The sequence below is a fragment of the Granulicella aggregans genome (assembly GCF_014203275.1).
Classification (GTDB): Bacteria; Acidobacteriota; Terriglobia; order Terriglobales; family Acidobacteriaceae; genus Edaphobacter.
Map to the genome: position 1 here is coordinate 355,282 of NZ_JACHIP010000006.1, position 24,712 is coordinate 379,993.

Sequence of the window (24,712 nt, forward strand, 5' to 3'; positions counted from 1 at the left end):
CCTTACCCATGAGTTCTGTTTCACCACGAGCGGCTATCGTCGCCTTTGCAATCTTGGTAGCTCTCACCACGCCACACCTGCTGCTTGCGCAGACACCAGGTACAGGCGCTATCTCTGGAGTTGTCCTCGACCCAGCCAGCCGCGCTATCGCAGATGCTAGTGTCATCGTCGTCGATCAAGCCAGCGGAGCTTCCCGCAACACCCAGACTTCTGCCGAAGGTTTCTTCCGCATCACTCTTCTTCCCCCTGCGGACTATCAAGTCCGCATCGAACGACCCGGCTTTGCTATGGCCAGCGTCACCGATCTCCAGGTCACCGTCAGTCAGACGGCATCGATCAACGTCACCCTTTCGGTTGCCGGAAGCACGCAGACCATTCAGGTCGATAGCGCATCGGCCGGAGCGAACCTCGAGGGCTCAACCCTTGGTGGCCTTGTCGACAACCAGGCCAACTTATCGCTGCCTCTCTCGAGCCGGAACTACACTCAGATTCTCGGCCTGTCGCCCGGCATCGTGGTTGATCTTCCGACACCCACGGGACTCGGTAACGGCACGCAGAACGTCGCTTCGAATGGAGCCACGCCGACTGCCAACAACATTCAGTTCAATGGCATTGACGCAAACAACCTGGTTGAAAACTCTGCCGCGCATGCCCAATCGTACGAGGTCGGCACAGCCATCCCCGCGCCCGATTCCATTCAGGAGTTTCGAATTCAGACTGCGAACTTCGATGCTGCCTACGGTCGAGGCTCAGGTGCCAACGTGGATCTTGTAACTCGCAGCGGTACCAATCAATTTCATGGCAGCGCCTGGGAGTTCGTTCGCAATAACCTCTTCAATGCCAACACCTTCTTCTCCAAGCTCTCCGGCCAACCTCGACCGACGCTGAAGCAGAACGAGTTCGGCGCGGCTATTGGTGGACCAATCTTCAAGGACCACACGTTCTTCTTTGGCGCGTATCAAGGCGTGCGCCAGGTGAACGGTCTCGGTGATTCGACGACGACGCTGCTTCCTCAACTCACCAGCGATCGGTCCGCCTCCACCCTTGGCGCACAGTTCTGTGCTGCGGGCCACCTCAACACCGCCGGTCAGCCTGCGACGGGATACCTAACCCAAGCCGGCGGAACGCAGGTCGCCTGCGACGGCTCCAACATACACCCCGTCGCTCTCGCCATTCTGAACGCCAAGCTGCCTTCCGGACAGTTCGCCATCCCAAGTCCCCAGATTGCCCTCCCCAGCACTGGCAGTGATCCGTCCGATCAATTTCCCCTTGGTCAGTCCACCTTCTCTACACCCGCACACTATCGTGAAGACCAGTTCACGGTTGACGTCGATCACGCCCTGACGGCACGCAATACCCTCGCCGGGAAATTCTTTTACTCCCGTGCCCCCACCGACGAGCCCTTCTCGCCAAACGCCGCCAACCTGCCCGGATGGGGCACATCGCAGCTCGATCGCAACACGATGTTCGTGCTTGCCGACACCCACGTCTTCACGTCCAGGTTGGCGAACATCGCACGCTTCGGATACATACGGTTCGATGGACTCTCTTCGGTTCAAAATCCTCTCACCGCGAACGCTATCGGTATCGGTACGCCCACTGGCCAGGCGGGCCCCACAGCCAGTGCTCCCGGTGTCACCGTCGGCACCTTCACCATCGGAGATGCAGGTACGCCCAACGAGTGGCAGGTCACCAATAGCTTCGTATGGCAGGACACCGTCGCTTACACGCGGGGACGCCATAACGCCCGCTTCGGCTTCGAGGTGAAGCGTCATCAGGTTGATGAAAATCAACCTCAGCAGACCGACGGCCTGCTGCAGATCAGCAGCTTCAGCGACTTCCTCGTAGGCCAGAGCGCCACTCAAAATGGCAGCCCTACAGGCACCAGCAATGTCACCAACAGCATTGCCGGAGGCGGGAACTTCCGTCGCGATGAGCGCTATACCGACATAGCAGGATTTGCCCAGGATGACTTCCGCCTCACTCAGCACCTCACTCTGAACGTAGGGGTGCGCTACGAGATATTCGGAGCCCCAACCGAGACCAACGGGCGGCTGCCTAACTTCAACGCGCTCACGGCCACCAAAGGCCCTTTGACGGATTCCGGCACCTTCAGCGGATTCACGCTGCCCGCGAATTTCCACGGCCAACTTCCCGATGGTGTGCTCAGGACCTCGTACGCCGGGTTCTATAAGACGCCGCACAACGACATCTCTCCCCGGCTTGGCTTTGCGTGGCAGGTTCCCAACATCTCCTCCCTCCTGCTTCGCGGAGGCTTCGGTATCTACTACGACCAGCACTCCGGCAACCTTGCCGAACAGACTCTCTCGCAGCTTCCCTTTGCCACCTCACAGTTTGCCTTCGGCTCGCAGAATGGAGGAGCTACTCTCAGCAGTCCCTTCGTTCCACTTGTGCTCCCCTCTTCTAGCTATCCAGTCTTCCAGCCCCGGACTCCAAGCACGTTTCCCTTCATCGAAGGCACAAACCCTGATCTGCGCGATGGCAGGACCTACGAGTACAACCTGGCGCTCCAGTACCAGTTCGGGCGACAGATCCTCAACGTCGGATACGTCGGAACTCGTTCCGTCAATCGTCCCGGCCAGGTAGAGTTCGACCAGGCGTTGCTCGCCAGCCCGGAAAATCCGGTCAATGGTGAGACGACAAACTCCATCAACAACACGGGGACGCGGCTCCCCATCCAGGGCATCAGCCAGGGCTCGCTCTTCACCGACTCCGTCTTTGAAGCGAACTTCGATTCGCTTCAGGTAGGCCTGACGCGCCAGTTGAACCACGGCCTGCAGTTTCAAGCGGCCTACACATGGTCGAAGAATCTTGATGAGGTCAACGGCGAAGGCGGCACGGATGTCTTCGAGCTCCAGCTGCCCACCAACAATCAGTTGGACCTTCGCCACTCATCGTATGGTCTGGCAAATGACGATCGTGACCAGCGCCTTGTCGTCAGCTTCGTATGGTCGACTCCGCGCTTCACGACAGCGGCAAAACCTCTTCGCTATGCGCTCAACTCATGGCAGTTCTCAGGTATCGGAGTGCTGCAGTCCGGCGCACCGCTCAGTGTCTTCGATGGCAATGCCGGTTCCGTCTATGCGCTTCTCGGCGGAGAAGTCAGAGCCCAACGCGGCACCGGAAGTCCTTCCACCAAAGGCTCTCTCTTCTCACGAGTCGTCAACGGAAGCTACCTTGATGCGAACGCCTTCACCCGGGCTCCCGAAGCTCCAAACGGCACAAGCCTCGCGGACCAGGACTTCGGTAACAGCGGGGTCGGCATCGTCCGAGGTCCAGGCCAGCACAGCCTTGACCTCGCAGTCGAGAGAAGTTTCTCGATCAAGGCGGAGAACAACTTTCACTTCCGCGCCGAAGCCTTCAACGTCACCAACACGCCTCAGTTCGGGAACCCGAACACGTCTCTGGGGTACGGCGATCCTTCACTTCCGAATCCCACCGCAAGTGCGTCGTTCGGGCGAATCACCGGCGAACAGGGCGGCCCACATCCACGCATCATCCAGCTTGCCGCACGGTACAGCTTCTAACTCCTATGCGCCACAAGCCAATCTTTTTCGCGTCCCTCGCGCTCCTGTTCGCAGCATCGCCGCTCTACGCCGGGATATTTCAACGCGGCAAGGTTCAGCTCATCTGCCATCGGACTGCGAATGAAGACATGCCCGAGAACACGCTTGAGTCCCTGGCGCTTGCCGCCAGAATGGGATGCAACGTGATTGAGGTCGACGTCCGCCGAACTCTCGATGGCGTGCTTGTACTTAATCATGATGGCTACCTTGAACGCCTGACCGATGGCATGGGAGATGTTGAGACAACGACGTTCCAGGAGCTCCACTTGCTTGACTATGGCGGCTGGATGTCCAGCCGCTTCTCACCTATGCGGTTCCCCACCTTTGACGACGCTCTCCGAGTAGCTCGCGAGCAGAGAGTCGATCTCGCTCTCGATCTCAAAGAGAAAGGTCTAACGACTCAGATCTTCGCGGCCCTGCAGAAAGAAGGCATGCTGGAGCACGTCAACTTCGGCGGAGATGATGGCAACGCCGATGAACTCAACGCGCTCTATCCGGCTGCCAGCGCTGATGCCGTCGCGTGGCTCGGCCCTCAGGCCAACAAAGATGAAGTCGAAAAACTCCACGCATTAGGGAAGTTCGTTGTCGCAAACTTTTCGGCGAGTCTAAATGAGATGGACCTTCCTGCGATGCGCGCCGCGGTTGCCGCCGGAGTCGACACCATTAACGTAGACTATCCCCGCCTCGGTGCGGACGCGGTGGGGCGTCCGGTTGAAGCGAAGATAGCCGCTCTTGCAAAGGCTACTCAGCAAGGCAGCATTGAGCAGAGAGCAGCCGCGATCTATGAGCTTTCACTCTACTCCGGCTTTCCGACCCAGGCTGTGTTTCAGACCAGCTTGATGGACTCCAACCCTCGCATCTCTCATGCCGCAGCTCTTGCTCTCCGAACCTCTCGCCCCGCCGCACCCGCGTCTGTCTTCACAGAAGCTCTGTCCGCAGCGACTGTAGCGCCACGCCAGAGCGCAGTCTGGGCTCTGGGAATGATGCATGCTCCTATTACCTCCACGCTCATTGAACAACTGCACTCGACAGATGCCGGATTGTTGAAGGAGACGCTGCTCGCCATCAGCCGATCACCGGGCGATGTTCCCGCCGAACTCCTGCTGCCTTTCCTCGAACGCCCGGAACCAGCAATTCGCGGGGCAGCTTCGCTGGCGCTTGCGGTACACCAGCCCACACTCGCGGCTACAGCCCTTCCTGCTCTCCTCTACAGAGAAGAGCAGCATAGCGCCGAAGCCCAGGCCCGTCGCGGAAAACATAAGCTCACCCAGGCTGAGATCGACCCCATCGTCGAAGAGTATCGCGAGCACATGAAGCTCATCCACGCGCTCGAGTTGTTGTCCCCTTCGTCCGGTCTGCCGCTGCTAACGCGCGAAGCATTTCGCTCCGCGGACGATCCCTCCCATGTCACTGCCCCGCTCGCCGGCTTCGGCCTTTGGGATCGCATCGCAGGCGACCCGTCTGCTGTCATAGCAGCGCTCTCTTCTCCGTCAAGAGAGGCCGCAGACCGCGCGGAATGGATCCTCGTCAAAGCCGATCCATCCGTCCTGCCCGCACTGCGGACAGCGCTCACATCAGCATCGCCAGCCCTCCGCATCCGCCTCATCCAGATCCTGGCATGGCAAGGAGATCAAGCGGCCACCCCGGTCCTACACGCATTGAAGACATCAGACACTTCCGACGTCCAACTCATCGACTGGGCTCTCCGCACCATCGCGCTGCTCCACTTCCCAAAGGAGAATAACTTCGCCAGTGCTGAATGAACTTACCAACGAGACTCACACACCGACACCGTCCCCGCCTGCGTTCGATCCCGCGCTTGACGGCGATGATCTCGAGTTCAGGGCCATCTTTCACCCGCTCGGCTTTGCGATCGAGATCGCAACCAACCGTCCCGAAGTACTCGAAGCAGCCGCCGAGCTTTGGGGCTTCACGTCCCCGCTACGAGAATGTCCCGTCGCGCAGATTCGCATCCTCGTCAGCGGATCCTCTTCGACAGAGTGTCCACCTGGGCCCACATACAACTGTCAGCGCCATCTGGTTACGCTGATTGCTGACTCGGACAACTATGCCACCTGCGATCTCCGGGCAAGCTTCGGCTTCGCCCGCATCACCCATGCGACCCTACGGCATCGCCTCTATCTTCAGTATCACTTCCTTGAGGCGATGGCACTCGGCATTCTATCCGCCATAAATGCTCCCGCGCTTCACGCGGCATGTGTGAGCCTGCATGATCAGGGATTCCTGCTGTGCGGGCCATCCGGAGCCGGCAAATCAACACTCTCCTACGCCTGCGCTCGGGCAGGATTCGTCTACACAACAGACGACGCCAGCTACCTCCTTCGCCAGGCGGACCACCCCCGGGTCGTGGGCCAATCGCACAAGATTCGCTTTCGCCCACATGGTCGCCAGCTATTCCCCGAGCTTCAAGGTCGCACGCTTACGCCGCGCATGGAAGGCAAACCTTCGATCGAAGTTCCGACTGCGGAGCTCCGCATACACACTGCCGAGGAGGTTCCCATCCACCATCTCGTGCTGCTCGATCGGCAGTTCTCGGGAAAAGCATCGATTGAATACTGCGCCACAAGCATAGCGATCGAACGCCTGCAGGAGGGACTCTACCCGACACTCGACATCCGGCAAGAGCAGATCTCCGCAATGCGGATCCTCGAGAATCTGCCAACGTGGAAGCTCCGCTACTCAAGGCTCGACGAGGCGATCGACTGCCTGAGGTCTCTCACCGGAGCTAAGGGTTACAACGCATGACCGTTCACCTGCAGAGACGCCTGCAAGTATGGCGGAAGCGTTCCCTTCCTGGCGGCCAGTTCTGGATTTACTTCACCGTAGCGCTCTTCTTCAACTTCGGCTTCTCCGTCTTCTTCTTCCTCTTCAATCTGTACCTGCTCGGCTATGGCTACGACGAGCGCTCACTCGGCATCATCGGCAGCGCCATGGCAGTCGGGAATCTCTGCGGAACCATTCCTGCCGGCATCGCGGCAACACGCTTCGGGATAAGACCCACCCTGCTTTGCGGAATTGCTCTCGCCTGCCTCGCGTCCATCCTTCGCGTTCTCTTCGTCTCGTTCAGCGCTCAGATCCCCTTTGCAGTCCTCGGCGGAGCCGGACTCTGCGTCTGGGGCGTCTGCCTCTCGCCCGCAGTCGCTAGCCTTACCTCGGCGAGACAGCGGGCGACGGCCTTCAGCATTACTTTTGCATCGGGAATCGGAGTTGCAGGGTTGGGAGCATTTGCCGCAGGTCGCCTGCCCGGTTTCATTCGCAGTCTCGATCCCGTGCACCTCCCGCTGCCTCGCTCCGAGCGATTCACACTCATCTTCGCCATAACCGTCGCCGTACTCTCCCTGCTTCCGCTCTCCCGCCTTTCGCTTGCAAAATCCCGTACGAGCACGCGGCTCGTTCGGCCCTCCACACCGTTCCTTCGGCAGTTTCTCCCCGCAATGGCCGTGTGGTCACTCGTCACGGGAGCGTTTCCTCCCTTCGCCAGCATCTTCTTCGTTCATCACCTCGGCCTTTCACTCGAGGCTGCGGGAACTGTCTTTTCTCTATCGCAGCTTGTGTCGTTCGGCGCGATCCTCTTTGCGCCAGTGCTCTTTCGCCTCGCGGGTCTGCAAAATGGCATCATGATCTCGCAGCTCGCCACGTCGGGCATGCTCTTCGCGCTCGCGACAGTCCATTCTGCCTCATCCGCCGGTCTGCTCTATTGGGGATACATGGCGGCTCAGTGCATGAATGAGCCTGGGGTCTACGGCCTGCTCATGGACAAGGTTCCCGCAGCTGACCGCAGCGGCGCATCCTCCTACACCTTCTTCATCAGTGCCGGATCGCAGATCATTGCATCGAGCCTGGTCGGCGCAATGATCGTTCGGCTAGGGTACTCCCCTGTCCTGGTGTCTATTGCGTCGCTCGCCTTTCTCGCAGCTCTGCTCTTCAAACGCCTTGCAAGCTCAACACCCCCGGCACTAGCCAACGCCCTTCCGATCCTGACTACCTCTGAGTGACGCAAGTTGTCACTTCTTTGTCACGAGCCTATCTTTTTGCCGGGCGCTCGCCTGAAAATAGGTGAAGACAAAGAGAACGACTTGTCACCACACCCTTCAAAGGGCACAGAGGGGAATATGAACCTGATTCTTGTCATCGAAGACGATCCCCGCATTCAGCGCGCGCTGGAGCGTCAGTTTGCGGCGGAAGGATACAAGGTCCACATCGAAGGCGACGGGCCAGCCGGCCTCGCCGCGGCAAAGTCCATGAAACCTGATGCCGTGGTCCTCGACCTGATGCTCCCCGGCCTTTCTGGGAGGATCATCTGCAAGGACATCAAGCAATGGTCCTGCGATACTCCGGTCATCGTCCTTAGTGCAATCAGCGAAGTTGCGGACAAGGTCTTGCTCCTCGAAACGGGCGCCGATGACTACGTCACCAAGCCCTTCAGTCCCCGCGAACTGCTCGCTCGCGTCCAGGCGGCGATACGTCGCAATGCTCGTAAAGCTCCTGCTGAAGCCGTCTCCGCATCCCCGTCGCGTAACGCATTCAAGATTTCGAAGGTTGGCGAGGTCGAGGTCGACTTCATCACCATGGAGGCTCATCGCGGCGGAATTCCAGTACCGCTCACAGCACATGAGTTCAAATTGCTTCGCTTCTTTCTGGAGAATCCCGGGCGCGCTATCGCCCGCGAAGAACTCCTCTCCGGCGTCTGGGGGCTAAACTTCAACCTGACCACACGCACCGTCGATAACCAGATGCTCAAGCTCCGCCAGAAGCTGGAGACCGACCCCGCAAACCCCATTCACTTCCGTACCGTTCACGGCGTCGGATACAAATTCGTTCCTGCCTCAACCGTACAATGAAACTCTCCGCTGAGACCTTGGCCAGATGAAGCGTTGGCGCATGCGAACGACGTTGATGGTGTCGCTCCTGGCCGTATCCCTGGGGCTTACCGCGACCTGCCTGCTGATCATTCGTCTCAGCGTCGGTCGCGAGATCCAGCTTGGGCTTAACGCAGACATAAGCCACTCTCTCAATACCTTCAGCAATGAAGCCGATCAGCGCAATCAGATGCTGGCCCGCGAGGCATCCCTGCTCGCCGACCTTCCCAGCCTGAAGGCCCTTTTGGCCACGCAGGATAGGCAGACGATTCAAGACGGCAGCGGTGACTTCTGGACCACGAGTGGCAGCGATTTCTTCGCTCTCTCCGCCACCGATGGAAAGCTCTTCACCTACGCGAATCGTGGCCCCGCCTTGAAAGAGGCTCAGGTTACGCAGGGACTCGGACAATGTATGTCCGCTCCGAAGGAGACCTGCCTGGTGGCGCTCGGAGATCGCCTCTACCAGCTCTCCATCCAGCCGCTCTACTTTGGTCCTGCGATCAACGGATCGCAGCTTGGATGGGTCGCAATCGGATATGCGGTCGATCAAGAGGTCGCCCGCCAGATCAGCGACGTCGCCACGGCAGAGGTGGTCTTCCTCATCAACGGCAAGATCTCCGCGACCACGCTTCCTCCTGATCGCCGACCCGATCTTGAAAGCCAGACCGGCCTGCTTCATCAGGCCCAGGGAACACCGCAGTCCGTCAGACTCCGGGGAGAGTCGTACACCGGTACCGCAGTGTCGCTCCCCTCTCCTGGCAACGATTCGATCGAACTCGTAGTCCTCAAGTCCTATGACCGGGCGAGCAACTATCTGCGCCGTGTCAACCGATGGATCGTCACCCTGGGAGTCTGTGCTCTCCTCATCGGCCTCCTTCTTGCTGCTGCGATATCCCGTACCGTCACCCGACCCGTCGAAGCTCTCGTCGCGGGTACACGCGCTCTCGGCCGCGGAGACTTTCACTATCGCTTCTCCACGGATGGCGCCGTTGAGGTCCGCGAGCTTAGCCTCGCCTTCGAACGCATGCGCGGCGAGCTCCAGAGAACCCAGAATGAGCTGCTCGAATCTGATCGCCTTGCGACGATTGGGCGCATGGCCAGCTCCATCTCCCACGACCTGCGCCATCACCTGTCGGCTATCTACGCCAACGCAGAGTTCATGAGCCTTGCCCGCTCTGGCGAAGAAGAGCGCATCGAACTTCTGCTCGAGGTGAAGGAGGCCGTGCGCGATATGACTGATCTCATCGAGTCGCTGCTCCTCTTCAGCCAGACCGGGCAGCCCCTTCAACTCCATACCGAATCGCTCTCCCAGATCATTGAACGGACCGTCCACTCAGTCCGTCAGCATCCCGAGTGCCGCGACGTTCGCATCGTGATTGCCCCTTCTCAACGCGTTGAGGTTCCGGTCGACGGCCCAAAGTTAGGACGCGCCATCTACAACCTTGTACTCAACGCCTGCCAGGCCAGCAGAAAAGGCGCGGTCCAACCGACGGTGACGGTAGCGCTCTCCGAGAACGAAGAGATCATCCAAATCTCCGTGACCGACACCGGAACGGGCGTACCCGCCGCCATTCGCGATACCCTCTTCCAACCCTTCGTTAGTTCGGGCAAGGTCAACGGCACCGGCCTGGGCCTCACCGTGGCGCAACACATCGCTCAGGAACACGGCGGCGAAGTGAAAGTGGAAGACATCTCTACAGAGGAGACTACCTTCAGCATCATCCTCTACAAGAAGTCCCTGCCAACTCCCGAAGCCGCTAGCATGAACAGGAGAAACACCGCGGCACTGCTGCGCGAACGGTCCACTCATGATGAGCAGGTCGAGTCGACACAGGAGAAGCCATGATCCTTTCAACTCGGAGTGCTTCACCCACTCTTCCGTCACACTGGCTCTTGCGAACGAATTCAAGCCGCCTGAACTGCGCGTCATGCGTCATCACGTTATCAATCGTCTCCTTCTTTGGCGGCGTGGCGAAGTTGGCAGGACAGGCTGTTGATACGAGCGCCGCTGCAATTCAAAAGAACGACACGCAGCATATCGACGATATCGAACGGCGCCTAACCGATATGGCGGGCGCACTGGCTCAGACACAGGCTGCTCTCCAGCAATCCCAAGCCGAACTTCTCAAGCTCCGCGCCGAAATCATCGCACTCCGGGCGAAGGGGGGCACCGAGCCCGCTGCCCCGCCGATGGATGCTGTCACCGAAGACCCAGGCGAATCGGCCACTTTGAATAGAGCCATGCGAGCCCAGATTGATTCACTGAAGGAACAGCAGGACCTCCTCCAGGCCGAGGTCAAGGTACACGACCAAATCAAGATTGAGTCCGCGTCCAAATACAATCTCACCGTCACCGGCATGGCGCTCTTCAACGCCTTTTCAAATGCCGGCGTAGTGGATAACGCCGAGCTTCCAGCGCTCGCTCTTCCGCGAACCCCGGGAGCCTCGCACGGAAGCACAGGCGCATCCCTGCGCCAGACCGTCTTCGGCCTCGCAGCATCAGGCCCCGTCATCGGGGGCGCGCAAAGTTTCGCCACCATCAACCTTGACTTCTTCGGCGGCACCAACACCAACGCCTACGGATACACAGGACTCGACGGCTATGTGCGCATGCGCGATTCAGAGATCGGCCTAGCATGGAAGAAGACCAGGGTCCGCGCGGGCTACACCGCGCCCCTCATATCGCCACTCTCGCCGACATCCTTCGCGACTGTTGCCCAGCCCGCACTCTCTGGCTCCGGCAACCTCTGGACTTGGTCTCCTCAAGTTCAAATTCAACAGGACCTGGCTCTTCGCGAGAAGAACGGCCTGTCGCTGCAGGCGGGACTTCTCTATCCGGAATCCCCAGGCTACAGCTCGATTCAGATAGTCAGCCCGGTCGACGCCTCTCGTCATCCCGCTGTTGAAGGCCGCATTGCCTACCGCGCTGACGTCACACCATCAGCATCGACTCGCTCATTCGCGATAGGCGTAAGCGGCTACTCTTCGAATCAGTTCTACAGCAGCAATACCCATATTCATTCCTGGGCAGTCGCAGGAGACTGGCAGATCCCACTCCCCGCTCGCTTCGATCTGAGTGGAGAGATCTATCGCGGCCGCGCTCTTGGCGGCCTCGGAGGCGGCGTCTACAAGGACGTTCTTTCCGGAGTGAACCCCATCACCGGACAGTACCTAACCGTAGGAGTTGAAACAGCTGGCGGATGGACGCAACTCAAATTCAATGGCGACCGGCGCATCGAAGCGAACGCGATGTTCGGCCTCGACGATGCCTTTACCAGCAGCTACAAAGAGGTCGTCCTGCCAGCCTCATCCAGCTTCCTGACCCTGACGACTCGCAACAGCACGGTAACCGGGAACCTCATCTTCCGGCCCCTTTCATCCCTCATCTTGTCTCCTGAATACCGCAGGATTACTACCTGGCGCTACAACGGCGATGCCTACGTCGCGAATATCTTCACACTCTCAGCGGGGTACAAGTTCTAATGGCCCGCTCCCTAACGATTCAGGCAACCTCTCTGGCTGTGCTCGCTCTCCTCTTTCTCTCCAGTGGATTCGCCTCAAGCCAGACCTTCGGAGTTACCGGGCGTATCGAGATCCATCGCACAGGCTCCACCTCTCGTCCGGGACCAACTGAGGCCGTAGTCTGGCTCTCACCTTTGAACCCCGTGCCGGCATTCACTCCGACCCCCAGTAAAACCCAGTTCGTCCTTGCTCAAAAGGACAAGCGGTTCTCCCCCCATCTACTCGTCGTTCCCGTTGGCAGCAGTGTCGACTTCCCAAATCTCGACCCCTTCTTTCACAACGTCTTCTCGCTCTTCAACGGCAAACGCTTCGACCTCGGTCTCTACGAAGGGCATACCCATCGCAGCGTTCAGTTCGATCGAGAGGGAGTCTCCTACATCTTCTGCAACATCCATCCAGACATGGGTGCCGTGGTGGTCTCGCTGGGTACGCCGTACTACGCGGTGTCTCTGCCGGACGGCTCCTTCCAACTCCGAGGCGTTCCCAATGGACGCTACCGGCTGAGTGTCTGGGCAGAGAACGCCACCGCGGAGAGACTCGCCGCACTAAGCCGCATTGTGGAGGTCGCCCCGCAGCAACTGCAACTTGGCACACTCAATCTTGAAATAGACGGGAACACGATGGCCCATCATCTCAATAAGTATGGCGAGGCATACAAACCGCTGCCGCGGGAATCGTATTGAAGCAGACGAATCGCCCTCTGAGTTTACGGGTGGCAACTCTACGCCGTACGCACCGGAGCGGGGCACGACCATAGCTTTGACGGAAATATCTTGGCATACTCGCAGAGCGGCATCCACATTTTTAGGCCGACGCCGAACTACTGACGTGAGAGACCTGGACAATGAAACTCATCGCAATTGAAGAGCATTTCCTCACCGCAGAGATCCGCGCCGCGTGGGCGGCCTCAGCGATCGGGCAGGAGGGCACCGCCGGGTTTGACCTTGGAGAGATCGAGCAACGGCTTGATGATCTCGGGCCGGGCCGCATCGCGCTGATGGACGAAAGCGGAGTGGAGGTACAGGTCCTTTCCGTTACCACTCCAGCCCTGCATAACCTTGAACCCGAGCAGAGCGTGACTCTGGCGCAACAAACGAATGATCTGGTCGCCGCCACTATAGCGAACTATCCCACTCGGTTCCAGGGTTTCGCCACCCTGCCCACAGCCTCGCCGAAAAACGTCGCAGTGGAGCTTGAGCGAAGCGTGCTGGAACTTGGATTAGCGGGAGCGATGCTCTGTGGTCGCACGCGTGAAAAGAACCTCGACCACCCGGACTTCCTTCCCCTGTTCAGTACCGCCGCGAAGCTCGGCGTTCCCATCTTTATCCACCCTCAAATACCCCAACGCGCTGTTCGGGAGGTCTACTACTCCGGGTTCGGAGACTCCATCGACACGGCGTTCGCAACATTCGCTCTGGGCTGGCACTACGAGGCCGGCATCCAGTTCATACGCCTAATGCTCGCCGGCGTTTTTGATAAGTATCCTGACCTACAGATCATCCTCGGCCATTGGGGCGAGGTCGTCCTCTTCTACCTGGAGCGGCTTAGCTCGCTCGCGCGGGTTGCGAAGCTGCAAAGACCCGTCGCCGATTACATGCGAAACAATCTCTACATCACACCGAGCGGGATGTGGAATCAGTCGTACCTCCAACGCACGCTCGAAATTGTGGGACCAGAGCGTATCTTGTTCTCCACCGACTATCCGTATCAATACAGGCCAGGCGGCGCGGGAGTCGCATTTCTGAACCAGACGGCTCTTTCACCGGCAGAGAAAGAGTTGTTTGCTCACCGCAACTGGGAACGCCTGACCGACGTGGTCAAGCACCGTCGCAGCGCATCTCCGTCGACTATCTGAAGAATTCTTTCGAATGGCCTTCGAGGCCCAGGGAGTTTCTTGGCCTTCAGACCGCCGGCGAATCCAGTGAGCTTCACCGTCGCTCCCACGAGCCGGTGGCACGGCGCACAATGAAACATTCGCAGATGGCCCTTTTGGGCTAGTTTCCAGCAGAGCACTCGAGCTACGATCATGAGACCGAGAAATTGAGAAGTCACTGAGAGATTCGTGCGAGAGGCCAGGAGGACACTGTGATCAGTGAACGAGTGATTCGGGTCATGACAGTAGATGACCATCCGCTCATGATGGCTGGAATATCGTCAGAGATCAATTCACAATCCGATATGACCGTTGTCGCGCAGGCTACAAATGGCGTCGAAGCGATCGAACTTTTCCGTGCTCAACGGCCTGATGTAACTCTGATGGATCTTCGGATGCCAAAGCTTTGCGGCCTGGACGCTATAGCCACCATCAGGTCCGAGTTCCCACGAGCTCGAATTGTCGTGCTAACCACTTGGTCGGGCGACGTCAAGGTGCTCAATGCGTTCAAGGCCGGAGCGGTTGGATACCTTCTAAAAGATACGTTGCGGACCGAACTGATTGACACGATCCGCCGGGTCCACTCTGGAGAACGACGAATTCCACCCGAGATTGCGTTGCAGCTTGCAAGGCACGCTGCAGACGACCCCCTCACTCCGAGGGAACTGGACGTGCTGCGCGGCTTAGCGAAAGGAAGCCCCAACAAGCTCATCGCCTGCGATCTCAGCATCGCGGAACATACCGTCAAGAATCACATCAAGAACATCCTTTCAAAGCTCGATGCAAACGATCGGACGGGAGCGGTGATCATCGGTGCGCGTCGAGGCTATATCGATCTTTAGCAGGTCCAAAGACGCGGTCATCTTTAGTTCCTCACTCGGCAATGGAGCCCGAAAGAGCCAGTTGAAATAGATTCCAATGGGTCTTCCTCCCTTAAATGCGGCTCTGTAGATTGAGGTCTCGGCTAACTTCCATCCATCCGGGAAACTCCCACTCCTGTCAGGAATGTTGCCTTGAGAGGTCTACACATGCTCGTAGCGAATGTGCTATTCAAATCTCCAGAGTCACGACACAGTCTTACTGCCTCAGAAGCACACCTTTCCTGGTTTGAAGAGCGGGTCGTCGATAACCTGGAGCGAATCGATTCGCACCTCAGTTCTCGGCAATTTGAAGATCTGCGGTCGGATCGTAGATCCTTGACACGGCCAGGCACACCCGCTCGTCCGCTCATTGCAGTTGTGGATGATGAGCCGGTGATTGCCATCACTCTTGCGGAGATTCTCGGCCGACATGGGTTGCGTGCGGTATGGTTCACTATTCCGCTCGATGCGTTAGCGTTTTTTCAGAGCTGCAAAGTCGATCTCCTTTTGACCGACGTTGCGATGCCAACCATGGACGGGATCTGTCTTGCCGCCGAAATGCTCAAGACGCACCCTGAATGCTCCGTCTTTTTCTTTTCCAGTCAGAGTCATGAGGCCGGGATACGGCGGCGCGTTCATTTGCTCAGCCCCAATGTCCACCTTGAAGCGAAGCCATTACAGGTAAATTCGCTCATTCATGGCATTGAGCAACTGTTGACAAAAGCCTGACAAGAGATTGCGGTCTAGACCGGCGCGGAAGAACCAAGCGCTATGAGCTCGCCCAAACGAGAAAGCAATACCTTGAGGATGGGAGACTCGTTCTCCTTCTTGTATCCGAGACAGAGGTCTATTGTCGGAACTCTCCCTTTGACGGGGCGGCTCGTGATCTCCCCAGATAGCAATTGTTTAGCGTAGACCGGTAAAAGCGCGACCCCTCGTGTCGAGCTGATCAGAGACATCACCCCTGCGAGATTGTCCACTTCGTGGCTCGGCTTGAGGTCAACCTTGGAGCGCTTGAGATAATCATTGATCACGACACGCAGCGCGGGAGCAACTCCTCGGCCGCTGAGAGCCTTGCCCGATACACTGATAAACACTTCGCCAACTAGCTCGCGAGGTTCAATCTCCTTCAGTCCCGCAAGACGATGGTCCCTCCGCATAAACACTTCCAACGGTTCCCTTATGAGGAGCCGGAAGTCCAAATCAGAAGAGCCTTCCTCTCTTCGCAGGAAAGCCGCATCCATCCTGCCGCCCGAAATTGCGGCGGCAAGATGTGGAGAGACCTGGCTCGAGATCACCACATGAGCGCCAGGCATTTGATCCTGCAATAGATGCAAGGCCGCAGGAAGCCAAGTTGTCTCGTGACCGGTTAGATAGCCAAGTACAAAGTACGGCTTGGCTGGATTCGCAAGTCGACGCGCCGCCTCGATCCCTACCTCTACCTGCGAGAGCACCACACGGGCGTGATCAAGAAACACCTGCCCGGCGGAAGTCAGTTCGATCCCTCGAGATCGGCGAATGAAGAGTTGAGCGCCAATCTCTTCCTCTAAGTCGCGAATCTGCCTGCTGAGTGAAGGCTGTGCAGTGTGTAGTTTGTTTTGCGCGGCGACCTTTAGGCTGCCGGCCTCTGCAACTGCAACGAAATAGCGAAGATGTCTTAGTTCCACCTGTGCACCTATGCTCAAAAGGCATACCACAAGGCTAACAAAGTACCACAGAATCGCGATGCAAGAGATGCATTCTAGACATCAAAAGCACGACTGAATTGAGGGCCGACCTCGAAAGCCATTTGAACGATTCTTCAATCGGCGACACAGTCTAGGAGAAGGACCATGAGTTCTCAATCGCAAACAAAACTGTTCTCGCAGTACCATCTGGGACAGATCCATCTTGAGCATCGTCTCGTTATGCCGCCGCTCACACGCCTTCGCTCCAATCCCGATGACAGCCCAAGTGACATGATGGTCACTCACTACGGGCAACGCGCCTCGAAAGGCGGACTCATCATCATCGAGGCTGCCACGGTATCGAAAAAAGGGATCGGATATCAGGGCATGCCCGGCATCTACGAAGATCGTCACATCGCCGGATTCGAGAGGATCGCCGACGCCATTCACGCCAAGGGAGGATTTGCCTTTGCGCAGATCATTCACACCGGCCGCACCTCTCATGTTGATCTGCAACCGAATGGTGAATCTCCGCTGGCGCCATCAGCGACTTCCTATCACGGGCATGCCTTTCTGAATGGAGAATTCGTTCCAGTGTCGCCGGCAAGAGAGATCACCGTCGCCGAGATTCTCGAAGTCGTCGAAGACTTCCGCCAGGCAGCGCTGCGCGCCCGCCTCGCAGGCTTGGACGGCGTTGAGATCCACAGCGCCAACGGATACCTCCTGGACCAGTTCTTGCAGGATGGTTCGAATCATCGTACTGATGCCTATGGTGGCTCCATTGAAAACCGTGCCAGGTTCCTTCTGGAAGTCGCGAAGGCCGTCGTGTCGGTATGGGGTCCCGGTCGCGTTGGGGTTCGCATCGGCCCCAGCGGCACCTTCAACGAGATGAGCGATAGCAATCCCGAGGCGCTGTTCGGATATGTCGCCGAGCAGTTGAACGGTCTCGACCTAGCGTACCTGCATGTAATCGAGCCCCGCGTTGCCGGCGACGTCACCAGGGAAAACGCTGAAGCCGACGAAGTCGTTGCGTCGAAGTTCCTGCGCGGGATTTACAAAGGAACCCTTCTCGCAGCCGGGGGATTCAACCGAGAGTCGGCAGAGGAGATCCTTCGATCAGGCGATGCGGATCTGGTTGCGATCGGTCGTTTGTTCACCTCGAATCCGGACCTGCCGGAGCGTTTGAAGAACGGGTATCCGCTGAATGACTATGACCGTTCGGCATTCTGGGGAGGAACGGAGCGCTCCTACACCGACTTTCTCCCCTACCAGGCGGAGGCGGCCGTCACGGAGGCGGAACTCGTTACGGTTTAACCAGGAAGCGGACGAAATATTCAGATGACTTAGGCATGCTGAGCTGTCTGCCCGAGGCACTCCCTATAAACTCCTAGAAACATCCAGAGCCAAGCTGAAGAGGAGACCACCTGGAATTGCTCGGGGAGAGACGATGACAGCTTCAATAGATAGGACGCGCAGACGACACCTCACACGGTGGGCGCTGCGCGCCCTTGTCTATCTAGGAGCCATTTTTTTAAGCGTGTGTGGACGGACTTCCGAATCACAGAGCGCCGCAATCCAAAGTCTTCATCACGCCGCATGGACATCCGACAATGGTATCGGAGCGGTGTTCAATATCCAGCAGGCCAGCGATGGTTTCCTCTGGCTCACAACCTCGCGCGGCGTTCTACGTTTTGACGGCGTTCGTTTCGAGAGCCTGGAGCAAGCCACCTTCGGGGCGGTGCAGGATGTCGACACCCTCTCTGTGTTTGTGTCTCCCTCGGGGAGTCTCTGGCTTACGACGCGCAGCGCGGGCATCCTGCGCTGGAAGGATGGAAAGATCACCGTCTTCTCTGATCGGCGTTGCACACCCGCTGGCCTGATCGGAGGAATGGTCGCTGAAGAAGGAGATGAGTCGCTCTGGTTTGCTTCGACGAGCGGACTCGCTCATCTTAACGGATCCGCCTGCGAACTGATTGGAACGGATCATGGCTATCCCGGAGGCTTTCCTAAGTCGTTGTTTGTCGATCGCAGTCGCACGGTCTGGGTGGTGTCCGCATCGGGGATTCTGCTCTCCAAGCCGCAAGGGCAACGCGACTTCCGGTCGGTCAGCGGATCGATACACTCCTCAGGAACAGCCGTCGTGATTCGTCAGGACCCGACCGGAACCATCTGGATCTCCGACGACGCCGGACTTCGACACCTGATCACTGGAGATAAGCCAGCGGTCGATTTCCACGTTCCCGTGACTGTAGCTCCGCCCTCGTCGCGAGACTTTGCCTTCGCAGCGAATGGATCTCTGTGGACTGTAAGCAGCGATGGCGTAGATCACTTCTCCCAGGAGTCCGTCGCCAAGGCATCCCCCTATCTCGATGGGAAGTCCTCGGAGAGCTTCACGCCACAGCAGGGACTCAGCTCCGATGGAGTCTCCAAAGTGATGATCGATCGTGAAGGGACGGTGTGGATCGGAACGAACTCTGGCCTGGATAGCCTTCACCGGCCCGTTCTGCAGAGCCTGTCACTTCCCCATACACAGGAACATGAACTTGGCCTTGTGGCTGCAGAGAATGGTTCCCTGTGGGTTGGAAGTCGCAGTATGCCGCTCACGCATGTGATGCCGGACGGGACGGTCAAAACTCTTCCAGAGATGACGCAGCTCACCTGCATACGCCGTGATCGCAGCGGTGCGATCTGGCTCGGTCGAGGAGTCGACTCTTCCGTATGGAGATCCGAAGGCGACAGGTTTGTTCGAGTGCCCGGACCTGTAGGCGACAATCAGCCCGTCGTGGCGCTAGAGTTCGATCGAAACAATGTCCCTTGGATCTATACAACCAACGGATTGACCTATCGAATGCTGCACTACTCCTGGGTGAACGAGAACGAGGAACTAGGAAAAAAGATCGCCGTTCTTGGAGCGATGACCTCAGACGAGGCCGGAAACATCTGGTTCGCGTTCTCTGACAGACTCGTCAAGTGGGACGGTGACAAATTTGAAAAGTTCTCCTATCCAAAGGGAATGCAGAACGTCTCGCCGGCAACGATGTCCGCCCACAATGGGCATGTCTGGCTGGCTGGGCGCGGAGGAGTGGATCTATTCTCAAACGGCCGCTTCTACCAGATGCGCTGGAAGGACAAGAATCCGGTTGGACGGGTCTCGGGCATTGCAGAGACGCCGGATGGCGAACTCTGGATCAACGGATTTTCGGGGATCACACATATATCGGCTCCCGCACTGACAAACTGGCTTCGCAGCCCAACGTCAGAAGCTGCCACGGAACACTTTGACACCGCGGATGGCCTACCGGGATTTTCTGGGGATAGGCTGCCCGAGCCCTCGCTGGTTCAAGCCCCGGACGGCAAACTCTGGTTCGCCACGACCAAAGGCGTAGCCTCGCTCAATCCGAGTGCGCTGGCTTCACAACGAAATCAGATGCCGCCCCCGGTGGTGATCACATCGATCACAGGAAACGGCAAAGCCTTTCCAGGTTGGAACGACATTGTCTTCCCACAACACACCCGGAACCTCGAGGTCGATTACACCGCCCTGAGCCTTTTCATCCCACAGCGCGTGCTCTTCCGTTACAAGCTGGAAGGATATGACAAGGACTGGCAGGACGCGGGAACGCGTCGTCAGGTCTTCTACACTGGCCTGCCGCCCAGGCACTATCGGATGCGAGTGATCGCGTGCAACAACGACGGCATTTGGAATGACATTGGAGCCGGTCTGAACGTGACGTTGCAACCGGCCTTCTACCAGACCATCTGGTTTCTCGCATTGTGCGGAGTTCTGTTACTCATCGCCACCTGGCGAGCCTACCTGTTCAGGGTCGAGCGTCTTGCCGATGCCCTGCGAGCGCGCTTCAATGAGCGCTTGAATGAAAGAACCCGCCTCGCACACGACCTCCACGACACCTTACTCCAGACCATTCAAGCTGGGAAACTCTCTACCGATCAGGCTCTGGCGCGCTCAGCGGACATCGTAGGGTTGAGGAATGCCCTCGAACGGCTCTCTGAGCTGCTGGGACAAGCGGTAGCGGAGGGCAGGGCAGCATTGAGCGCTCTCCACGTCTCCAGCACCGAGAGCAACGATCTTGCCCGGGCGCTTCGTGGGGTGTTGGACGAATGCCTGAATTGCGAGACGATGCAAGTCGACCTTTCCATCGAGGGCAAGTCCAGAGATATGCACCCGATTGCTCGCGACGAGGTCTACAGGATTGCCTACGAGGCCATTCGCAATGCCTGCGCTCACTCCGAAGCAACTCTGCTCAAGGTTCAACTCGTTTATACGCATGAGCTCACTCTTCGCGTGCTTGATAACGGCAAAGGTATCGATCCATACATTTTGAGACATGGCAGAGACGGCCACTATGGCCTGTCGGGGTTACGGGAGCGAGCTACTCGCATCGGGGCGATCTTAGACGTGAGCAGTTCGCAGCCGGGAGGGACGAGGATCGTGTTGACGGTCGCTGGCAAGGCAATCTTCCTCAACAAAAGATCGTGACACGTTGCCAATTTCGTTCGACTGGCAACGTGTCACGACAAGGTTTGACGCCTTCTACGATGGGCCCCTGGAGGTTTATCCCGTCTCTTCCACACAAGTGAATCGTCCGATCGAGGAGGAAGACCTTTGGCAATCATTCGGAAGAGGTCAGCGTTATCTCATCGACCCGTGAAGGATAGAACGCAAGATGATCTTTGATCACGGCGACTGCTTCATAGGGCTGTTCGTAAGTCCAAACAGCGTATTCCGAGCGTTCGCCCCCAAGAGGAATGCTGTAGTAGCTGCAATCACCTTTGTATGGGCAATACGTGTAGTGCTTGGTTCGGGCTAGGAGCAACATATCTGCATCTTCCCGAGGGATGTAGTAGACGCTGGGGTAACCAGCTTCATCGAGTTGGAGTGCCCGACTGGTCTCCGCCACGGTAGTTCCCGACACCGCGACGCGAACGCTACCCTGAAATGGCACGACGGTGATTGCGTGATCGGGGCCGGGAATCTTGATCTCTTTCGCCTTGGGCGTTTGATTCTGCATTGCCGAACTCCTGAGTTACCGTTAGAGCTTCGATCCACCATCTACCGGGATGCTGGCACCAGTGATCCAGCGAGCACCCTCGGATGCAATAAAGGCGACGACGTCCGCGACATCTTCCGGCTTCCCGAGCCGCTTGAGAGCCTGCATACCTAGTGCCACCTCACGCCCGGCTTCGGTTTTGGTGAAGTTCGACATGTCGGTTTCAATCACACCAGGGGCGACAGCATTGACGCGGATGCCCTGTGGGCCGAGGATCGCTGCCCAGTTCTTGACCAGAGTCTCTAGGGCACCTTTGGTAGAGGCATACGCAAGAATCGACGGATTTTCCAGTCCAGGAACTCCGACAACCGAGCGCGCTACGATCGAGGAGATCACCACGATATTGGAACCTGCTCCCATCACAGGAAGCAAGTGCTGTACGAGAAAGAAAGTGCCTCTCACGTTGGTCGTGTAGAGACTGTCGAAGTCGTCGACGGTATATCCCGCGATACGAGCCGCCTTGCTTATGCCAGCGTTTGCGACCAGGATGTCCAGCCGGTCGCCGATAACCATCTTGGCGCGACTGGCAAGGAGGGATGCCCCGTCAGGGGTAGACAAATCAGCCTGGATCGCCTCAGCTTGGCCGCCTTTGCTCCGAATCTCGCTGATCACGGCCTCGGCCTCTTTTGCAGAACGGCCGTAGTGAACGAGGACGTGTGCGCCCTCCCGAGCGAGCGCCAGTGCCGTTGCACGACCGATCCCTTTAGATGCTCCTGTAACTAGAGCGTACTTGCCCTCAAGCGTCATTGATTGCCCCCTTCTCTCTGTCCCCAATAAGACTTTAGCCTGTCCTTACGATGACGAGGAGAGCGTAGCCGTTCGATTCACGCCCTCCTCGCAGTATCCCGCCTTTAGGCGTTCGTACCGCCATCTACGGTAAGGTTTGCGCCCGTAATGTACGAGGAATCGGGTCCGGCGATAAAAGCAACAAGCGCCGCTACCTCGTCGACTTGACCATAGCGGCCGAGTGACGTCGCGGCCTTCTGGGAGACAGCCCAATCACCGCCGGCCGGATTCAAATCGGTATCGATAGGACCCGGTTGGACATTGTTTACTGTAATTCCTGTGCTGCCGATCTCTCTGGCAAGACCCTGAGCAAACATCTTCACAGCGCCCTTCGTGGAGGAGTAGGAAACCAACCCCGGAGCGATGACTCGCTCGCCGACGCAGGAACCGATCATGATGATCCGTGCGCCGCTCTTCATGTGCTTCAGAGCGGCTTGCGTCGCAACCATCACACCGCGAACATTGAGGTTGAGCACATAATCCATGTCCTCAAGCGTCGTTTCGGCGAACGGCTTCGGAATTGCGGTGCCGGCATTGTTCACGAGAATGTCCAATTGACCAAAGGTCTTGACCGTCTCTTCGACTGCAGCGGCGACCGCTGCGGGATCGCCACCATCGGCCTTAATAGCCACGGCTTTGCCGCCCGTGGCTTCGATTGCCTTGACGACAGCGGAGGCCGAAGTGGCATCTTTCGCGTACGTGATTGCGACACTTGCTCCGTCATCCGCGAGGCGTTTCGCGATTGCTGCGCCAATACCCCGGGAACCGCCGGTAACGAGTGCGACTTTGTTCGTCAGTTGCGACATATAGATCTCCTTTGTATTTTGGTACGTCTACCCATCAACCTTTCGGCCGTCTGAGTTCTCTATTCGAGGTCGTAACGAGCAAGAAGACTTTGCTCGATAAGGACCACGAGACACTCCCCATGGGAATACACTTTTGCAAACAAGGCGAGCCTCCGGAGAGCCCGGCAAAAGCCCCTCAATAGGGCTAACTAAAGTAGAGTTCCAACGTAAGTCTTAACTTCGAACACGCAGGAAAGATCAGGAGTGCCAAACGATCCCACTCAGTCATCCTTACCTCTCGCCGCGAAAAGCTCCATCAGCTTTCAAAACTTTGCCCGGCCACTGGTGAATACGCGAGCTGGGAGCGTATGTCGACTTGAACCATCGTTCCGGATCCCTCGCTGCTCAGAACACGAAGATCGGCGCCGATTTTAACCGCACGTTCCCGCATTACCTGGAGACCCTGGTGATTCTCGATGCCGCCCTCGGCGAGAGTCCGATCGCTAATCCCCAAACCATCGTCGCCAACTGTCAACCTTAAGAGATCGGCGCGATACTCAATATTCACTTCGATATTCTGTGCACGAGCGTGTCGATAGGCGTTACGGAGCGCTTCACGGCCAAGCTCGCAAAGTTCTTCGCAGATATGGGCTTGGACCTCTTTTGGCTCACCCACTACGGTAAGGAAGAATTCCGAAGCGTGATGCTGGCTAAACTCCAAGGCAGCCGACTCTAAAGCGCTTGGAAGATCGGCGGCATTGCGACAGGGCGTCCGAAGGTTGAACACCAGCTCTCTTCCTTGCGACATCACGACATCGGATTGAATCAAGGTCTCCTCTAACAGGGACTTTGTAGGATCTCCATCTGGAAGCCCACGACTAGCCGCTTGGACACTGAGCAACAGTCCCTGAATTCCCTGAAAAAACGTGTCGTGAAGGTCACGCGCAATTCGCTCCCGCTCAACAAATTGCCTATAGAGTCGAGCTCGGACTCTCGCTGTTTCCTGCTTAATGAGAAACAGATAAAGTAGCCACAAGACAGCGACAAGTAGTACTCCGAAGAAGGCGTTGAAGTACCAGCGCCAGAGGAATACAGGAGGACGATAGGTCACTAGAAAGGCGCCCGTATTGCACCATCTGCCATCTTTGTTCCATGTGACTAAGTGCAACGCGTGATGTTCTAGCTGCAGTAGGTTGAGACTTTGGGCGTCCGCCACTACGGGAAACGTAGCAATCAAAAGCAGGAAGGTCATGGAGACCGCGAGAACACGCGCAATCATCTCTACCACCCGCTTCTATAAGGTGCCCATCTGGAGAGGCAGGTTACGCCATTGATCTGTGTTGAGCGTCTCTTCGCGCTTGCACGCGAAGTAATTTCAGGCTAACGATGAGCAGCATCCTGGACAACGCTCTATTGAGACAGACTTATGTGGCTCTTTTGGGCTGTGTCCGATCTTCGAATGCCCGATACGCGCCACGTTTCGTGGTCGCAATTGCTCGAAGAGTAAAGTGGGCTTTCCGGCAGGCAGCATCCCCACCACCAATGGAGTCCGAGGCCGAAGATCTCTTTTTCCTTGGGCATTTCAATCGTAAGCGTCCGTCGTGTCCCTCTTGACGCGAGCGGAGTGACGCAACAGGTGTCCGCTTATTTTTAGCGGACACTTATTGAGTGTGTCTTAGGCTG

At 57.7% G+C, this 24,712-nt stretch carries 18 protein-coding genes; 13 read left to right on the forward strand and 5 right to left on the reverse strand.

Going from position 1 to position 24,712, the window contains the following annotated elements; all coding sequences use genetic code 11:
- Nucleotides 1-8 precede the first annotated feature (8 nt).
- The 11 genes from HDF16_RS21365 to HDF16_RS21415 all read left to right on the forward strand — a co-directional run bounded on the left by HDF16_RS21365 (nt 9) and on the right by HDF16_RS21415 (nt 15,451).
- Nucleotides 9-3,548, forward strand: coding sequence for a TonB-dependent receptor (locus HDF16_RS21365; RefSeq protein ID WP_184221406.1), 3,540 nt, complete (start codon nt 9-11; stop codon nt 3,546-3,548).
- 5 nt (nt 3,549-3,553) lie between these two features.
- Nucleotides 3,554-5,350 carry a glycerophosphodiester phosphodiesterase family protein gene (locus HDF16_RS21370; protein WP_184221408.1) on the forward strand — a complete coding sequence of 599 codons (1,797 nt, stop codon included), beginning with the start codon at nt 3,554-3,556 and terminating at the stop codon, nt 5,348-5,350.
- Complete coding sequence (locus HDF16_RS21375) at nt 5,340-6,353, forward strand: aldolase (protein ID WP_184221410.1); 1,014 nt, start codon at nt 5,340-5,342, stop codon at nt 6,351-6,353. The genes HDF16_RS21370 and HDF16_RS21375 overlap by 11 nt, the downstream gene beginning before the upstream one ends.
- On the forward strand, nt 6,350-7,603 hold the full coding sequence (locus HDF16_RS21380; RefSeq protein ID WP_184221412.1) for an MFS transporter: 1,254 nt from the start codon (nt 6,350-6,352) through the stop codon (nt 7,601-7,603). Before HDF16_RS21375 ends, HDF16_RS21380 begins: the two co-directional genes overlap by 4 nt.
- A 117-nt stretch (nt 7,604-7,720) precedes the next feature.
- Nucleotides 7,721-8,449, forward strand: a complete 729-nt coding sequence (locus tag HDF16_RS21385; RefSeq protein WP_184221414.1) for a response regulator transcription factor — start codon at nt 7,721-7,723, stop codon at nt 8,447-8,449.
- Nucleotides 8,450-8,474: 25 nt separating this feature from the next.
- Nucleotides 8,475-10,313, forward strand: coding sequence for a sensor histidine kinase (locus HDF16_RS21390; RefSeq protein ID WP_246409539.1), 1,839 nt, complete (start codon nt 8,475-8,477; stop codon nt 10,311-10,313).
- Nucleotides 10,310-11,950, forward strand: coding sequence for a hypothetical protein (locus HDF16_RS21395; protein WP_184221415.1), 1,641 nt, complete (start codon nt 10,310-10,312; stop codon nt 11,948-11,950). The genes HDF16_RS21390 and HDF16_RS21395 overlap by 4 nt, the downstream gene beginning before the upstream one ends.
- Nucleotides 11,950-12,672, forward strand: a complete 723-nt coding sequence (locus HDF16_RS21400; RefSeq protein ID WP_184221417.1) for a carboxypeptidase regulatory-like domain-containing protein — start codon at nt 11,950-11,952, stop codon at nt 12,670-12,672. Before HDF16_RS21395 ends, HDF16_RS21400 begins: the two co-directional genes overlap by 1 nt.
- A 161-nt stretch (nt 12,673-12,833) precedes the next feature.
- Nucleotides 12,834-13,844 (forward strand): amidohydrolase family protein, encoded by a 1,011-nt coding sequence (locus HDF16_RS21405; RefSeq protein ID WP_184221419.1) that lies wholly within the window; start codon nt 12,834-12,836, stop codon nt 13,842-13,844.
- A 230-nt stretch (nt 13,845-14,074) separates the two neighbouring features.
- Nucleotides 14,075-14,704, forward strand: coding sequence for a response regulator transcription factor (locus tag HDF16_RS21410; protein WP_348641379.1), 630 nt, complete (start codon nt 14,075-14,077; stop codon nt 14,702-14,704).
- Nucleotides 14,705-14,890: 186 nt separating this feature from the next.
- Entirely contained in the window at nt 14,891-15,451 is a 561-nt protein-coding gene (locus tag HDF16_RS21415) for a response regulator (protein ID WP_184221421.1), read from the forward strand.
- 14 nt (nt 15,452-15,465) lie between these two features.
- Here the strand turns inward: HDF16_RS21415 and HDF16_RS21420 are convergent, their stop codons facing one another.
- Nucleotides 15,466-16,407, reverse strand: coding sequence for a LysR family transcriptional regulator (locus tag HDF16_RS21420; protein ID WP_221312985.1), 942 nt, complete (start codon nt 16,405-16,407; stop codon nt 15,466-15,468).
- A 147-nt stretch (nt 16,408-16,554) separates the two neighbouring features.
- On the opposite strand from HDF16_RS21420, the gene HDF16_RS21425 reads away from it, so the two are divergent.
- Both HDF16_RS21425 and HDF16_RS31620 read left to right on the forward strand, forming a co-directional pair.
- Nucleotides 16,555-17,703 (forward strand): alkene reductase, encoded by a 1,149-nt coding sequence (locus HDF16_RS21425; RefSeq protein WP_184221423.1) that lies wholly within the window; start codon nt 16,555-16,557, stop codon nt 17,701-17,703.
- A gap of 223 nt (nt 17,704-17,926) precedes the next feature.
- Nucleotides 17,927-20,887 (forward strand): triple tyrosine motif-containing protein, encoded by a 2,961-nt coding sequence (locus HDF16_RS31620; RefSeq protein ID WP_184221425.1) that lies wholly within the window; start codon nt 17,927-17,929, stop codon nt 20,885-20,887.
- A 133-nt stretch (nt 20,888-21,020) separates the two neighbouring features.
- Here HDF16_RS31620 and HDF16_RS21435 read toward each other — a convergent pair whose 3' ends face one another.
- The 4 genes from HDF16_RS21435 to HDF16_RS21450 all read right to left on the reverse strand — a co-directional run bounded on the left by HDF16_RS21435 (nt 21,021) and on the right by HDF16_RS21450 (nt 24,308).
- On the reverse strand, nt 21,021-21,419 hold the full coding sequence (locus HDF16_RS21435) for a DUF427 domain-containing protein (protein ID WP_184221427.1): 399 nt from the start codon (nt 21,417-21,419) through the stop codon (nt 21,021-21,023).
- Between the two features lie 21 nt (nt 21,420-21,440).
- Nucleotides 21,441-22,205, reverse strand: coding sequence for an SDR family NAD(P)-dependent oxidoreductase (locus HDF16_RS21440; protein ID WP_184221429.1), 765 nt, complete (start codon nt 22,203-22,205; stop codon nt 21,441-21,443).
- Between the two features lie 104 nt (nt 22,206-22,309).
- Nucleotides 22,310-23,050, reverse strand: a complete 741-nt coding sequence (locus HDF16_RS21445; protein ID WP_184221430.1) for an SDR family NAD(P)-dependent oxidoreductase — start codon at nt 23,048-23,050, stop codon at nt 22,310-22,312.
- 295 nt (nt 23,051-23,345) lie between these two features.
- The gene (locus HDF16_RS21450; RefSeq protein ID WP_184221432.1) at nt 23,346-24,308 is read right to left on the reverse strand and encodes a sensor histidine kinase; all 963 of its coding nucleotides are present in this window, start codon (nt 24,306-24,308) and stop codon (nt 23,346-23,348) included.
- Nucleotides 24,309-24,712: the final 404 nt, after the last annotated feature.